Genomic DNA, 15,047 nt, shown 5'->3' on the forward strand with positions numbered 1-15,047 from the left:
AACAGACTCTTGGGTACAGTCTACCTGGGGAGATAAACTAAACAACTCATTGCGATTAACTGGTTAGTTTGGCGCAGAATCTGCTACCATATAACGCTTAATCAGCCCCCGATAGCAACATGACCAGCACAGCACCTCATCCTAAAATCACCATCATTGATGTTGCCCACCAGGCCGGAGTGTCTAAATCCACCGTATCTTTGGTGATCACCCAACCGGATAAGGTCAGCGATAAAACCAAGGAAAAGGTGCGCCAGGCAATGGCTGAGCTGGGCTATGTGTATAACCGGGATGCGGCGGCGCTGCGCTCAAAACGCTCGACCTTGGTGGCCATTATGCTGCCGACCTTGACCGATCCCAGATTCAATGAGCTGGCAATCACTTTGCAGCAAGGGGTACTTGAGCTGGGTTTTGTGCCCATGTTGCTGTGCAGCAATGATGAGCTTGAGACCCAACAACAACTGATGGAACGCCTGCGGGAGTCTAATGTTACCGCGGTGATCTTGTGTCCGGCCACAGGCACGGATGTCACCTGGCAAAATGCGCTTAGCGAAAGCGGCTTGCAGATCATTAATGTGCTCCGTGAAGTGCCTTTTAGCGAAGCTCCTTGTGTACTTGCCGATACCCAGCGCGGTGCTTTTTTGGCGACTCAGGCATTAATAGCCGAGGGCTGTAAATCCCTGACCCTACTGGGCGCTCCTTCAATCAGCGAGTACAGCCAGCTGGTGGAAGGATTTGAGCAGGCGCTGCATTTGCATCAAGAGCCTCTGACGCGCCAATTGATTGCCTGTGACAATACCCGCCTAGCTGGCCAGCAAGCCCTAAGTAACTCGGCGCTGGCAGACGTGCTCGATGAGGCAGACTCTACGGAGCTGGCATCGCCCCTGGGCATATTATGCGCCGGCGATCCAATCGCTTATGGTGTGCTCGATTCCCTGCCAAGTCTTGGCCTAAGTGCTGGCAATAAGGTGAAGCTTGTGGGCGTTGGCGACCTGCCGGACTCCGCCATCTTGCCTTGCCCGCTTAGCTCTGTGGCTTATCGCAGTACCGACCTTGCCGAGCACAGCTTGAGCATCTTAACCGCCTTACTCAATGGCCAAAGCGTACCCCGTCGCACCCTTATCGATGTAACCCTTATCAAACGAGCGTCTTGTTTATGACCCAAGTATTAGTGATTGGCTATGTGTGGCCAGAGCCAAATTCCTCGGCGGCCGGCAGCCATATGATGTCGCTATTAAAACTGTTTCGCACACAAGGCTGGCAGGTGGAATTTGCCTCACCGGCACAGCGCACCGAGCATATGGAAGACCTGGCGCAATATGGCATCAGCAGCGCGGATATTGCCCTCAATTGCAGCAGTTTCGATGCTTATCTTGGCGAACTAAAGCCGGATATTGTGATGTTCGACCGTTTTATGATGGAAGAACAATTCGGCTGGCGGGTCGATAAATATGCGCCTAACGCATTAAAAATCCTCGATACCGAAGATCTACAATGTTTACGTGGCGCCCGCCATGAAGCCCATAAAGCGGATAAGGAATTCGATACCGCCGACCTGCACACGGATTTGGCCAAGCGTGAAATCCCGCTATTTTGCGCAGCGATCTCAGCCTGATCATCTCCAGCTACGAGATGCAGCTGCTCAACCAGGTATTTAAAATCGACTCTCAGCTCTTACATCACCTGCCCTTTATGGTCGACTTAAGCGCCCTGCCCAAGCACACACCGAGCTTTGCCGAACGTCAACATTTTATGACCATAGGCAACTTCAGACATGCGCCCAACTGGGATGCGGTGCTCTATTTACAACAGATCTGGCCGCTTATCCGCAAGCAACTGCCCAAGGCGGAACTGCATATTTACGGCTCCTACCCGCCGCCAAAAGCCACCGCCTTGCATAACCCCAAGACCGGCTTTTTGATCAAGGGCTGGGCCGATGATGCCCTTAAGGTTATGAGCGCGGCGCGGGTGTGTTTGGCACCGCTGCGTTTTGGTGCCGGTATTAAGGGCAAGCTGCTGGAAGCCATGATCACCGCAACGCCGTCGGTAACCACCTCTATTGGCGCCGAGGGCATGCATTTGGATTTACCTTGGAATGGTGCGCTGCACAACGACCCGCAAGCGTTTGCCGATGCCGCGGTGCAATTGCATGAAAATGAGGCCGAGTTTACTACCGCTCAGGAGCATGGCCGAGCAATACTGAACCAGGTTTACGACAGCAACACCCTGGCGTCCGCCTTATTGGCGCGCATCAATGACATGCAACAAAACCTGGCACTGCACCGCCGAGATAACTTCACCGGGCAAATGCTCAAACACCACACCATGCGCAGTACCCAATACATGGCACAGTGGATTGAGGCAAAAAATTCAATAAAATCTTGATAGAAATCAGTAGACAGGTAACCTTAGATTAATAAAATGCGCACGCTCTGTGCATTTTGAACAACAACCGAGGACCCCGCGTGGAAGACGCTCTCTTTAAAGAAAAACGTAAATTTATCGTTAAGCTCGGTAAAATGCTGCATAAATACGGCACCCCGGCCTATCGACTCGAGGCGCACCTGATGGAGGTCGCGACCTATTTGGAGCTGAAATCTTCCTTTGTTATGTCACCCACCTCGGTGACCTTTGTGATCTGGACCGAAGGTCATGAGAACGAGTACACCCATGTCGCCCGCGTTGATCCGGGCGATCATGATCTCGGCTCGCTAGCCAACACCGACGAAGTGGTAAATTCCCTTATCCAGGGCGAATTAACCATTAACGAGGCGGATAAGCGCCTCGATGAAATCGCCGTGATGCCCGCCCCCTACAACCGTTTGGTAACTGCCGGTGCCTTTGCCATGTCTGGTGGCGCCTTTGCCATGCTGATGGGCACCAGCTGGACCGATGTTTTTTATTCCAGCCTACTCACCCTGGTGGTGTATTTATTCGTGCTCTGGTCAAGCTATTCGCGCCGTGTAGGACACATGCTTGAACCCTTGGTGGCCGTGGTTTCTGCCATTTTAGCCTGTGCCGTTAGCGTGTATTTAGACGCGCAAATCAATATACGTTTAGTAGTGCTCTCCAGTATTATCGTCTTTATCCCCGGCCTCGCCTTGGCGCTGGGTCTGGCCGAACTGGCGGCGCGGCATCTGGTGTCTGGTACGGCGCGAGTAATGGACTCCTTTATGCTGCTGTTTAAGCTTTATTTCGGTGCCTTTATCGGCATCGGCATCGGCTTTGCACTCTTTGGGCAGGCAGAATTTGTAACGCCTGAGCCCTTACCCAAATGGACTGCCTGGCTCGCTATCCTCCTGCTTTGTTCGGCGCTAGTGGTTATTTTTAGAACCAAAGCCAAACATGCACTGTGGTCGCTGGCCTCCGGCTTTATCGCCTATGGTGCCAGTATCGGCTCTGCAGCTTACTTGGATTACACCTTGGGTACCTTTGTTGGCGCCCTGGCGGTGGGGATTTTTAGTAACCTCTTTAACCGTATCGCCAATGCCCCGGCCTCCATCGTTGCCATGCAGGGCTTGATCGTTCTAGTGCCAGGGTCAAAAACCTATATAGGGCTTAATTCACTGATTGAAGGGCAGGATTTTGTCTATGCCGACCATATCGGCCAGCAAACCTTTTTGATCTTTATGTCCCTTGTAGCCGGGCTTATTTTTGCGAACGTGGTATTGCCACCAAAGAAAAGTCTCTAAGCAAAAAAAAGGTGAACTTATTGATAGGAGGCCACAGGGAAAAGGCCATAAGTTCACCTGAAAATGTTGTCACAACAATAACAACAACGTACTAGCAAATTGTACTCACCGTATTCCAGCAGAAAAAAAAAGGGGGAACTCCTAGGGAGGGAGCCTCATGGGTTAAGGCTACAAGTTCACCCCAAAACACTGCAGGAACAGAACTCTGCATTAGCCCTTGGCTAACAACTCTTGATTCACCTGGTCGATACCCACCTCAGAGATACGGGCAATAATTTCTTTTTGCTTGGCATCGAGTAGTGAAATACCCTCGGCGACCAGGTCATAGACGCGCCAGCTTCCGGCCTTGTCCTGACGCAGTTTAAAGACGATATCTATGGTCGGTTTGCCCGCTTCGACAATCTCGGTTTTCACCGCCGTATAACCATTGCTTGGCGCCGCATTAGGCTTAATAAAGTGCACTTCCTGGCCCTTGTAGTTCATCAAAGCATTGGCATAGGTATGAGCCAAATACGACTCAACGGCATCAATAAAGGCGACTGCCTGCTGCTTATTGATTTCGCGTACATGCTTACCAAGGAGTTTAAAGGACACGAATTTGGTGTCGATATGCGGGATCAACTGCGTCTTAACTAGGGTGCGTAGCTCGGCCTTTTTCTGCTGCTCATCGGCCTCTATATTGCCGATATCTACAAATAGCTGCTCGCCAACTTGCTTAAGCATAGTATAAGGCTCTTCAGCATTGGCAGCCTGCACCTTGGCGGCCGACAAGCTCAGCATGGCGGTGGTAATAAACAGTAAAAACAGCTTGGGTGCGCGCATTGGCTACTCTCCTCACATCGAATTGGCAGCCATGGTAGCGGATCGTATTTTGAAATATAAGCAACAAATACGCACATTATTGATTCCATTTATGCACATATAAATTTATTCTTAGTATTCATATAGTTAGATTATTGGTGCCAAGTTCGCACCACCACTGTGCATTTTCCTCCATTGATCCCGAGCCCATCACAATGAATAGTACGCGCCCTTTTTGTTGTGAGGTTAAGCGTATGAAATCACTAATGTTAGCCACCTTGGCAGGAGCCTTAAGCCTGGCTCCCCTAGCTGCCAGCCAAGCACAGGAAACGCCGCGACATGGCTACACCCTGCATTACATTCAGGGTGAAGGGGATGTGCAAGGGATCAAATTAGGTTATCAGTATTATCTCAGCGAATACCTGCCGGAGCGCTTCAATAATTTTGAGGTGTTTTTTGAAAGCAGTGTGAACTTCTGGCGCTATGGCGACAACAATGACTATGATCGCAACTTTGTTGTGGCACTAACCCCGGTATTTCAATACCCCATCACCCAATATCGGGGCCACCCGGTGCTGTTTGAATTTGGCATAGGGTTGTCGCTCTTAGATGACACCCAGTTCGCAGGCAAAGACGTAAGCACCCACTACCAGTTTGAAGACAGAATAGGCGTAGTCTACAAACTGGATAATGCCGAGTTTGGAGTGCGCTACCTGCATTATTCCAATGCCGGTTTTGAAAGCCCTAACCCGGGGCTGGACTTTATTTCCTTGTCCTACTCACGTTCATTTTAGTGTGCCCAGATAAGGGCTAATTTTATTCATGCGGTAAGCCTCAGCGTGGCTTAACCGCTACCACGGGGCGCACGGCGGTACTTTGTTGATAGAGTTGACGCAGCGCTTCACCCACCAATTCGGTATCAAAAGGCAAAATACGATGGCCGGGTGCCTGAATCTTACCCGAACCCACATCCTGCAATAGCTGTTGCCCCATAAAGCTTAATTTTTGCTGCGCACACAAGCTATTAGCCAGCCAGGCACCGCCTAAAGACACGGCGGCGATAATGGGCGCGCGGCTAAATAACAGCTCTTGAGGAATTTCGGCAAAGCCATTTAGGCAGGCAATACGGCCGCCAAAGCGCAGATGCGCCAAATCGGTAACAAAGGTGTCACCACCACAACTATTGAGTATAGTGTCAAAACCATCGGGCCCGAGTTCATGCTTAATATCCCGCGCCAGTTGCTCTTCAGTGCTGGCAAAGACTACATCGGCGCCCAAGCCCTTAATGCGCTCGTGCTCACGCTCAGGAGCACTGACAAATACCTTGGCACCGCGCTGACGCGCATATTGAATGGCAAAGTGAGCCACCGCCCCACAGCCGGAATTAATATAAATACTCTCGCCGGCCTGCAGCTGAATTTTGTCCAGCGCCGCCAGCGCCGTCATCCCGGCATTGGGCAAGGTGGCGGCCACAGCACTGGGGATGGACTCGGGCACTTCAGCAACCGCATAATTGGCCACCTTGGTATAGCGCTTAAGTACCCCTTGATCCGCCAAACTGGTAGTAAAGATCACCCGGGTGCCACGCTTAGGAAACACGCCGACCGGCGCCTCAACAACAGTGCCTACCGCATCAATGCCAAGCACATGAGGATATTGCCAACGACAAAAGCCCTCCGCACCAAGGCGCGCATCTATATGGTTCAGACCCACATATTCGACTTCCACCAGCACCTCGCTGGCACCAATGGACGGCACCGGCAATTCTTGCAACTGCAGCGCCAGACTTGGCGAAGCTTCATGTAGTACAAGAGCCTGCATGGTGGGGTTGGGGCCGGACATAGCTATTTCCTATGATTAAAAAGTGGTTTCAACGCCTGATGGCGAATATCATTATCGCGGTTGACGCCGCTGCAATACTCATACTGAGCAAATAGGCGCCAAGATTCAACCTTACCATGGTAAATAACCACCACGTCATCAGATACACTGGTTTTATAAAAACATTAATGCCAGAATGGCATCAATAAATTCTTGCCCCACCGAGACGCCAGCTATGGATACCACCAGCCGACTTATTATGCTACTTGAGGTAGTGGAACAGGGTTCTTTTTCCAAGGCCGCGGCCATGCGTAATATAGACAGGTCGGTGATATCTAAACAAATCAGTAAACTGGAAGACGAGCTCGGCGTACGCTTACTTAATCGCACCACCCGCTCCTTTTCATTGACCGCCGCCGGAGCCGAAATGGTCAAAAAGGCCCGAGACTTACGCATGCTGCTGGCCGACACAGTGCAACTGGCGGAAAACTACCATCAGGAACCGCGCGGTCTGTTGCGCATCGCCACCTCTCACACCCTGGGGCGACGCTATATTCAGCCGGTGATTAACGACTTCCAAAAACGCTTTCCTCAGGTCAATGTGGATATGCGTCTGGACGACCGCCCGGTGGATATGATCTCCGAAGGCTTTGATCTGGCGTTTCGCATCGGCGAGCCCAGAGATTCGTCATTGATTGCCCGTAAAATTGCCCGCAACCGCATGCTCTTGTTGGCCAGCCCGGAATTTATCGCCACCTATGGCGAGCCTAGGACCATGGAGGAGCTAGGCGCATTGCCCGCGGCCACCTATACCAGCTCCCATAAGCGCTTAGACTCGATAAGCTATATCAATGCCGAAGGTGAGCATTGCGAGCAGGTGATCAACGCCGTCTATACCTCCAATGATGGCGAGGTGCTGATAGACAAGGTGCTTTCCGGCACCGCCTATTGCCTGGTGCCGGCGCTGCTGATCCAGGATGAGATCACCTCTGGCCAATTGCAGCCGCTGCTGAGCGAGATAAACCTGCCGGACTACAGCGCCATGTACGCCCTCTACCCCCATCGCGATCTACCTGTGCGCACCCGCTTATTGTTGGATGCGGTGCGTCATTATATCGGCGAGACCGTGCCCCGCTGGGAGTTGAATATCCCCGATCTGGACTCCCTGTATCGCCCTAAATAAGCGCCTTATGTTGATGCACAGCGCTCGGGTTTCTGCGGCGCTACATATGTAATTATCCGGCGTAAAATCGCACACTTTTTAACACTTGTGTAAACATCTGTTAAGCGGAGTAATACTATGTAATACATGGGATTTTTTTGTTTTTTATGGGTCATACTGAGCATCTAGTTCACGATGGAATCAAGTATGAAACACAACAATAATAAAGGTCTTAAGCCAACCCTGGCGGCACTTGCTGGCACCGCCTTAGTCAGCCTCAGCGGTTGCGGCGGCAGCTCCGACGGCAACAGCGACTCCGGCAGCATTCAGCTATACAACGGCACCATCAATGGCCCGACCATGACCCTGAGCATCGCCGATGTAGCGCGCACCACGGCGGAGCTTGGCAATGTCACGTCAACGCACAGCTACGCCACGGATGACTATGATTTTGCCATTCAATACCGTAACGATCAGGGTAATCTGGTCGATATCATCAGCGATAACTTAAGTATTCGCAACGACACTAAGACCTTACTCATGATGTATGGCAATATCGAAGAGCAGAAGCTGCTAAGTGTCGACTTGCCCTACCGTGAAACCAGCGATATGTTCTCACTGCAAATGCTCAATGTGACCAATGCAGAACGTAATTTCGATCTTTATATGGCCGCGGATGATGGTGTATTCGAGCAATCAGAGCTGGTTGGCTCGGCCATGTTTGAAACCCTGAGTGCAAGCACAGAGCATAAGATAGATGATTATACCTTCTACCTGACCGAGGCCGGCAGCACAACGCCGATTTGGCAATCCGATGAAACCCGTATCAATGTCGATGATGCCCTGGTGATGGCCATTCGCCCCAGTTATGACAATAACAGCGACTATCTAACGGTGGACATTATCACCAATGGCAATACTCCCTATAGCCTGAAAAACAAGGATGCCCAGGCTCAGGTGCAGTTTTACAACAGCATGGACGAGTATCCAAGCGCTCAATTTACCGCCAGTAAGGGGGATTTCCAGCTAAGCACCGCAAACACCCAGGCTGATACATTGTCGCAGACACTGCAACTGGCACCGAACAGCTATTCCATTTCCATGCTTGATGAACAAGGCAATACCCTGGTAGATAATTACCTGCTAACCCTGGAGCAGGAGCAAAGCGCTCTGGGCGTTTTTTATAAGGATGCCGAACACGGCCCAAGACTGATGAGTGTGGCGCAAAACCTGGTGCCTAACAGCGTCAGCCATCAGGTGACTGTGGTGAATCTGGTCGATGAGTACGCCGGTTTGCCGGTTAATAAACTGGACATTTATTTTACCCTAGATGGTCAGCCCATTTCGCAAACCGAACATCATCTCGACAGCCTAAACAGCTATGGCGCCAAGTCTTTAACCCTACTCGATAAGACGTACGGATTTTACGCCATTTTAGAGGATAATGGTCAGGAGATAGTGCTGCATCAACAAGGTGCGGTAGATGTGACCGCCGATGGTAACTATATAATGATCTTAGAGGCCGATGCCAGCACAACTTCCGGTTACAAGCTTACTAGCCTGCATACGGTGGCGGCGCAAGGCGAAGAGCTGGCTCAGTGACGGACAGGATAAGCTCCTAGCGCCTGAGATCCTTACCCAGATCCCAACCCTGTTGGTGGGTAGCTGCTCCCCAGTTCCCACCGACATCTTACTGCTACCCGTTGTTTAACCCACCGATTACGAGCTTAATCGCAAACACTGGCTTTCGCAGTGCGCTTTTGTAGAATAGCGACCACGAATACCAATTCACTTAAATAGCTAATCATTCTAGCGGGCTAAATATCGTGCTAACGGTGTTGGAATTTTAATATGTAGAATAACTACATAGGAAAAATTCCGCCTTGTTATCACATCATTTATCCAGCGCTATATCTGATCACATACTTAACAGAATTGGCATAACAACAAGCGAAGGACAGAGATGAAATTATTGAAATCGACGCTAGCCCTGGCCATGGCCGTGGGTGTAAGCGCTCCAGCATTTGCCAATGACACCATCACGGTTGAAGACATTCCAAAAATAAAAAGCGTTTTACAAACCGCTATCAGCCCGGATGGCGAGCAGGTTGCTTTTACCCGCTCCCTGCCACGTGAGCTCTACAAGGACGAAAACGGTCTTAACTACAGCGAATTGTATGTTATTGATGACGAAGGCGTTGAACGTCCGTTTATAACCGGCAAGGTCAATATTAAGAGCATCAGCTGGTCTGCCGATGCCAAGCATGTTTATTTCCTGGCCAAGCTTGGCGACGATAAATTCACTGCCCTGTACCAGATCCCTGTCGATGGTGGTCAGGCACAAAAAGTCATGGCCCTTAAAGGCCGCGCCATTGCCAGCTATCAGCTAAGCCCCAATGGTGAACAGGTAGCGCTACTGGCCATGCCAGCCAAAGACAAGTCTGAAAAAGAGCTTAAAAAGCTTGGCTTTATGGCCGAAGTGTATGAGCTAGGTCTGGATAACAAACAGCTGCACCTGGTTGACCTTGCCGCCTCTGATAAGCCTCTTGACCCAGAAGCCATCAGCATCGACGGCTATGTCAGCGATATGAACTACTCTGCCGATGGCAAAAAGCTATTGGTTAAGACCCAGCCAACGGCGCTGATTGACGACAAGTACATGAAGTCTCAATGGCACCTGTTCGATCTGGCCTCCAAGCAAGTAACCCTGTCGTTTAAAACCGAAGGCAAGCTAGGCGCCGCCGAGCTGTCGCACGATGGTCGCTACGTGGCGATTCTCGGTGCCGATGACAAGCACGACCCGGCAACGGGCCGCTTATACCTTGCGGACACCGAAACCGGTGAGATCAACGAATGGCTGCCTGACTTTATGGGCCATATCAGCGATTTTGAATGGTCAAACAAGCGCAACACCCTGAACTTTGTGGCCCAGGTCAGCCCTGAGAGCTTTATCGGTCAGATCAAGGTTGGCTCAAACACATACAAGAAGCTGGTTAAAGAAGGTAAGTTTATCGCCGGCTCATTGAGTATTTCCGACTCAGACAAAACCCTGGCCCTGAGCGCCAACAGCGCCAAGCACCCGAACGAGGTGTATATGGTGCGCGGCTCTAAGGCGACCCGTTTAAGCGATTCAAACCCTTGGTTAAACGACAAGCGCTTCGCCAAACAAGAAGCCCTGACCTTCAAGGCCCGCGATGGCGTTGAGATCGGTGGTGTGCTGGTTTACCCGCTCGATTATGAAGAAGGTAAAACCTACCCACTGATCATGGCGGTACACGGCGGTCCTGAAAGCCACGATAAAAACGGCTGGGTAACAAGTTACTCAGATCCAGGCCAAATGGGTGCAGCACGCGGCTATGCGGTTTTCTATCCTAACTACCGTGGTTCAACGGGTAAAGGCGTTGAGTACTCTAAGCTGGGTCAAAACGACTATGCAGGTAAAGAGTTCGACGACCTAGTCGATATGAAGCAATACCTAGTAGATATGGGTTTGGTTGACAGCAAGCGCGTGGGTATTACCGGTGGTTCATACGGTGGTTATGCCTCGGCCTGGGGTGCAACTAAACTGACCGAGCACTTTGCCGCCAGCGTGATGTTTGTGGGTGTAACCAACCAGCTTTCCAAGTTTGGTACCACGGATATTTCCAACGAAATGCACCTGGTACACGCCCGCTCTTACCCTTGGGATAAGTGGCAGTGGTACCTGGAGCGCAGCCCAATCTACTGGGCCGGCCAGTCAAAAACACCTTTGCTTATTATGCATGGTAAAGACGACCCGCGCGTTCACCCAGCACAATCCATGGAGCTATATCGCTATATGAAGGTGCAAGGTAAAGACGTACGCCTGGTGTACTACCCGGGTGAGGGCCATGGTAACCGTAAGGTTGCAGCGCAATACGACTACAGCCTGCGTTTAATGCGCTGGATGGACAACTACTTGATGGCTGGCAACAAAGAGATGCCTGAATTTGAGATTGACCATGCCGCCAAACTAAAAGCGGTAAAAGACGCACAAAAAGAAGATTAAGGCTTTGTTACATTAAGCCACCTTTACCACAAGGTGGCTTTTTTATTTACCTCTTCCCTGACCAGAAAAGCGATCAATAATTAGCCTCAAATTCTCACGCTGCGAAGAGTGTTGCTTGCATGCTATCTAATAGATAACAACTCAAAAGCAGGCTTTACACCGTGCATTAGTTTTTAAGGCTTTCAAAACATAAACTTTGTTTTAACTGAGTCTCAGCATAACAAAACATCTCTTGAAAAAGTTGATGCCTCTTTGTTTGCCAATAATTTCCCTAACGATAGGCATAAAAAAGCCCCAATAAGTGGGGCTTATTTCAACTATCTTTTTAGGATCAATTGAATAAAGATCTTAGCTCACAGGTTCATATTTTAGAACTTGTAAGATACGTTTACATATCCAAATCGACCGATGTTGTCATAAGATGCTGAACCAGAACCTGTACCACTTGTACCAATTGGTAAGCGACGGTTAAAGATGTTGTCTACACCCACTTTAACACCCAAACCAGATTCAAAGTTATAACCTACTGTCATATCAGAGATGAAGTAAGAACCGAACTTGGTTAAGCTATTAGGGTTTGGATTGTCAGCAAGTGACTGAGGAGTATATAAGCTGACTTCGTCTAAATAGCGAGTGCTCCACGTAGTGAAGAAACCATCTCGGCTATAGTCAATGCTCATATTAGCTTGCCATTCTGCTTCACCGGTAGTGCCTGCGTACTCTGTAACGTCGTCAGGGTTGTCCTGGAACGGGAACTCATTACGCTCAATTAGGTATGTACCGATTAACTTAGTTTTGAATGAACCATCTAGTGCATCGAAATCGTATCCGAACTCAAAGTCAATACCTGAAGCTTCTTGACCAGCAACGTTTAGTACTGAGTTTTGAATCAAAGTGATTTCTGACGAGCCAGCGTCACGTGAAATCAAAGCACAGTATTGGTTGTTGATACCGGACTCACTATCAACACAGCGATCTAGGATATCTTGAGCACCAATCGCCGAGATTGCATCTTCAAGATCAATCTCCCAATAGTCCACAGTAACAACGAAGTTTTCAATGAAGTCAGGTTGATATACCAGACCTACAGTTGTACTTGTCGACTCTTCAGCATCGACATTTTCGTTACCACTGATTAAACCTTCAATTGACGCTGAGTCATACTCTGAATTGAAGTCTGCAGGAACACCAAGAGCGCTACAGTTTGCGCGACGCGTGTCACTATTTGCAAGATCATTTAAGTTTTCTGCGCGGCACGGATCGTCAACATTATAGAAGGTTTGACTTGCAGCACCGAAGATTTCACCGATGTTTGGAGCACGAATAGCTTCTGACTGTGTTGCACGGAAACGTAACTGATCATTTACCGTCCAGTCTAGGCCTAACTTCCAGCTCGTTGTGTTGCCGATTGTACTGTAGTCTGAGAAACGAATTGCACCATCTAGTACTAGATCTTGGATACCTGTCACATCAGAAACTAACGGTACTGAAACCTCGGTGTAAAATTCAGTTACGTCAAAGTCACCTTTGTCTTCACCAAGAACGTTAAAGAAAGTACCAACTGCGTTGTCTGGCTCTTTGGTTTCACTTTCTTCTTTACGGTATTCAGCACCAGCAGCAAAACCAATCATACCAGCAGGAAGCTCATAAATAGCACCGTTCGCAATTGAAGCAGAAACAACGGTTTGCTTAATTTCGCTGGTACCTTTAGATACTGTATTAATATAATCAATTGCTTCTTGGGTAGGCGCACCGAAGCCCATAATGTTTACCGGTACACAACCTTCCGCACGGGCTTCTTCACTACGACAAACGATATTTCCGCTATTATCACGAACTGCATCTAACGCATTAAAGTAGTTTGCCATGATCATGTTATTGCCGTTGACACGCTCAAGATCAGTTACACCGTGAACAAGTGAAAAGTCGTAATCCCAAACATCTGCGATTACACCTTCTAGTCCAGCAACGAAGCGAGTAGTTTCACGGGTATTATCTTCAATACGACGACCTAAGTCAGTCATCATTCGGTTAACAAAAATCTCAGAAGCACCAACGTCGTCCATCATGCCTGCAACGTCACTGCTTAGGTATGGGTTATCACGTTGAATAACGTTATTGAAGTTGTAGAAGAAGAATGCCGGTTGACCGATGTTTTGGCCTTCACTCTTAACGTACTTAGCTTCAAAGTAACCATTCATGTTATCGGTAAAATCGTAACTGGTTTTGAAGTTTATGTTAAAACGCTCAAATTCAGGCTGAATTTCGTTGAATTGATTAAGGTTGAAGAAATCACAGTCAGCACAACCAATACCGTCTACCTTATCACCGATATAGATATCGCGGTTAGAGCCATCAGGGTTGAACGTGTTGTTTAGAGAGAAATCATAGAAATCCCAAACACCGGCATTGTTGATTGCGTAGTAACCTGCATTTGGAGTGTAAATAAAATCAGGAACATTCGGATCGTCTTTGTTTGCTTCTGTCTGATTTGGGTTTCTCAAACTACGATAAGACGTAGATGTCCAAGGGTGGTCCAAAGCATTAAGAGAGTCTTGTGCTGAGTACTCTGCGGCAAAGGCAATATTACCTCTGTCATCGTCAAAGTTCATACCATACGAAAGACTTACCTTTTCATTGTTATAATCGCTTAAATCAGAAAAACCACGGGTTCCATTGATCGAAAACCCTTCGATTTTATCTTTAAGAATAAAGTTTACAACACCAGTTACAGCGTCAGCACCGTATACAGCTGAGGCACCACCTGTGATGATTTCTACACGCTCTACCCAAGCACTAGGAATAGTATTCGTATCAACAGAGGCACTACCGGCAGAGCTCGAAACATGTCGTTTACCGTTTACAAGTACAAGCGTACGATCAGTACCCATATTACGCAGGTCGAGTATGTTCAAACCAGCGGTACCAATGAAGCGACCCGAGTTTGCCAATGAGAACGTTGGTGCAAGAGACGGAAGCTCGTTCAACGCTTCACCGATGTTGATAGCACCAGAATTTTGTAGTGCGTCACCGGTAATTACTGTGACAGGAGATGGTGCGATAGCGCCTTCACGTAAAATACGAGAACCTGTTACTTCAATGCGTTCGACGTCTTCTGCGCCTTCATTTTCTTCCGCATATACGTTGTTAGAAACTGTAGCACTAAGGCCTAATAGCAAAGAGTATTGAATCGCTCTGCCGATTTTAGATTTGTTAAACATTTTTATTCCCTAACATTATTATTATGAACTGCCCAAAGTACCTTAAAAATTGAGCTGAATAGCTTTGTTGAGATTGGGCCCTGTTTTGTTTTACCTACTCTACTAACTTTTTACAACAAAAATAGACAAAAAAATACACACTTTCTCATTAGGGTGAAGTATTTAATTTACCTTAAAGAAACAATCAAGCTTATACCGCCTTAAACCGTACAAAATAATACAATTTAACACCCTTTAATTCATTTTTTCACTTGACAAAAAAGAGTAGAAATGAAAATAAAAAACAGTTTGGTTTGAAAATAGCAACAACGTGAATTTAAATA

9 protein-coding genes and 1 pseudogene are annotated in these 15,047 nt (G+C 48.5%); 7 read left to right on the forward strand and 3 right to left on the reverse strand.

Annotated features, from left to right (window positions below; translation table 11 throughout):
- Nucleotides 1–119 precede the first annotated feature (119 nt).
- From C2M17_RS15505 to C2M17_RS15515, 3 genes and pseudogenes are all read left to right on the forward strand, one after another.
- A complete protein-coding gene (locus C2M17_RS15505) occupies nucleotides 120–1,160 on the forward strand; it encodes a LacI family DNA-binding transcriptional regulator (protein WP_105201609.1) in 1,041 nt (346 codons plus the stop codon).
- Nucleotides 1,157–2,385: pseudogene (locus C2M17_RS15510) on the forward strand (glycosyltransferase). Before C2M17_RS15505 ends, C2M17_RS15510 begins: the two are co-directional and overlap by 4 nt.
- Before the next feature lie 80 nt (nucleotides 2,386–2,465).
- Nucleotides 2,466–3,692: a threonine/serine ThrE exporter family protein gene (locus C2M17_RS15515; protein ID WP_105201610.1), complete on the forward strand. Its 1,227-nt coding sequence runs from the start codon at nucleotides 2,466–2,468 to the stop codon at nucleotides 3,690–3,692.
- Between the two features lie 210 nt (nucleotides 3,693–3,902).
- Here the strand turns inward: C2M17_RS15515 and C2M17_RS15520 are convergent, their stop codons facing one another.
- Entirely contained in the window at nucleotides 3,903–4,514 is a 612-nt protein-coding gene (locus C2M17_RS15520; RefSeq protein ID WP_233998015.1) for an MlaC/ttg2D family ABC transporter substrate-binding protein, read from the reverse strand.
- Nucleotides 4,515–4,747: 233 nt separating this feature from the next.
- On the opposite strand from C2M17_RS15520, the gene C2M17_RS15525 reads away from it, so the two are divergent.
- Nucleotides 4,748–5,287 (forward strand): acyloxyacyl hydrolase, encoded by a 540-nt coding sequence (locus tag C2M17_RS15525; protein WP_105201611.1) that lies wholly within the window; start codon nucleotides 4,748–4,750, stop codon nucleotides 5,285–5,287.
- A gap of 40 nt (nucleotides 5,288–5,327) precedes the next feature.
- On the opposite strand, the gene C2M17_RS15530 is transcribed toward C2M17_RS15525, so the two are convergent.
- Nucleotides 5,328–6,335 carry a zinc-binding dehydrogenase gene (locus tag C2M17_RS15530; RefSeq protein WP_105201612.1) on the reverse strand — a complete coding sequence of 336 codons (1,008 nt, stop codon included), beginning with the start codon at nucleotides 6,333–6,335 and terminating at the stop codon, nucleotides 5,328–5,330.
- A gap of 214 nt (nucleotides 6,336–6,549) precedes the next feature.
- Between C2M17_RS15530 and C2M17_RS15535 the strand changes: the two genes are divergently transcribed.
- The 3 genes from C2M17_RS15535 to C2M17_RS15545 all read left to right on the forward strand — a co-directional run bounded on the left by C2M17_RS15535 (nucleotide 6,550) and on the right by C2M17_RS15545 (nucleotide 11,503).
- On the forward strand, nucleotides 6,550–7,497 hold the full coding sequence (locus tag C2M17_RS15535; protein ID WP_105201613.1) for a LysR family transcriptional regulator: 948 nt from the start codon (nucleotides 6,550–6,552) through the stop codon (nucleotides 7,495–7,497).
- Nucleotides 7,498–7,683: 186 nt separating this feature from the next.
- Nucleotides 7,684–9,078, forward strand: a complete 1,395-nt coding sequence (locus tag C2M17_RS15540; protein WP_105201614.1) for a hypothetical protein — start codon at nucleotides 7,684–7,686, stop codon at nucleotides 9,076–9,078.
- 361 nt (nucleotides 9,079–9,439) lie between these two features.
- Nucleotides 9,440–11,503 carry a S9 family peptidase gene (locus C2M17_RS15545; protein WP_105201615.1) on the forward strand — a complete coding sequence of 688 codons (2,064 nt, stop codon included), beginning with the start codon at nucleotides 9,440–9,442 and terminating at the stop codon, nucleotides 11,501–11,503.
- 368 nt (nucleotides 11,504–11,871) lie between these two features.
- Here the strand turns inward: C2M17_RS15545 and C2M17_RS15550 are convergent, their stop codons facing one another.
- On the reverse strand, nucleotides 11,872–14,724 hold the full coding sequence (locus tag C2M17_RS15550) for a TonB-dependent receptor domain-containing protein (protein WP_105201616.1): 2,853 nt from the start codon (nucleotides 14,722–14,724) through the stop codon (nucleotides 11,872–11,874).
- Nucleotides 14,725–15,047 lie beyond the last annotated feature (323 nt).

Source organism: Pseudoalteromonas sp. T1lg10 (genome assembly GCF_002964545.1).
Classification (GTDB): domain Bacteria; phylum Pseudomonadota; class Gammaproteobacteria; order Enterobacterales; family Alteromonadaceae; genus Pseudoalteromonas.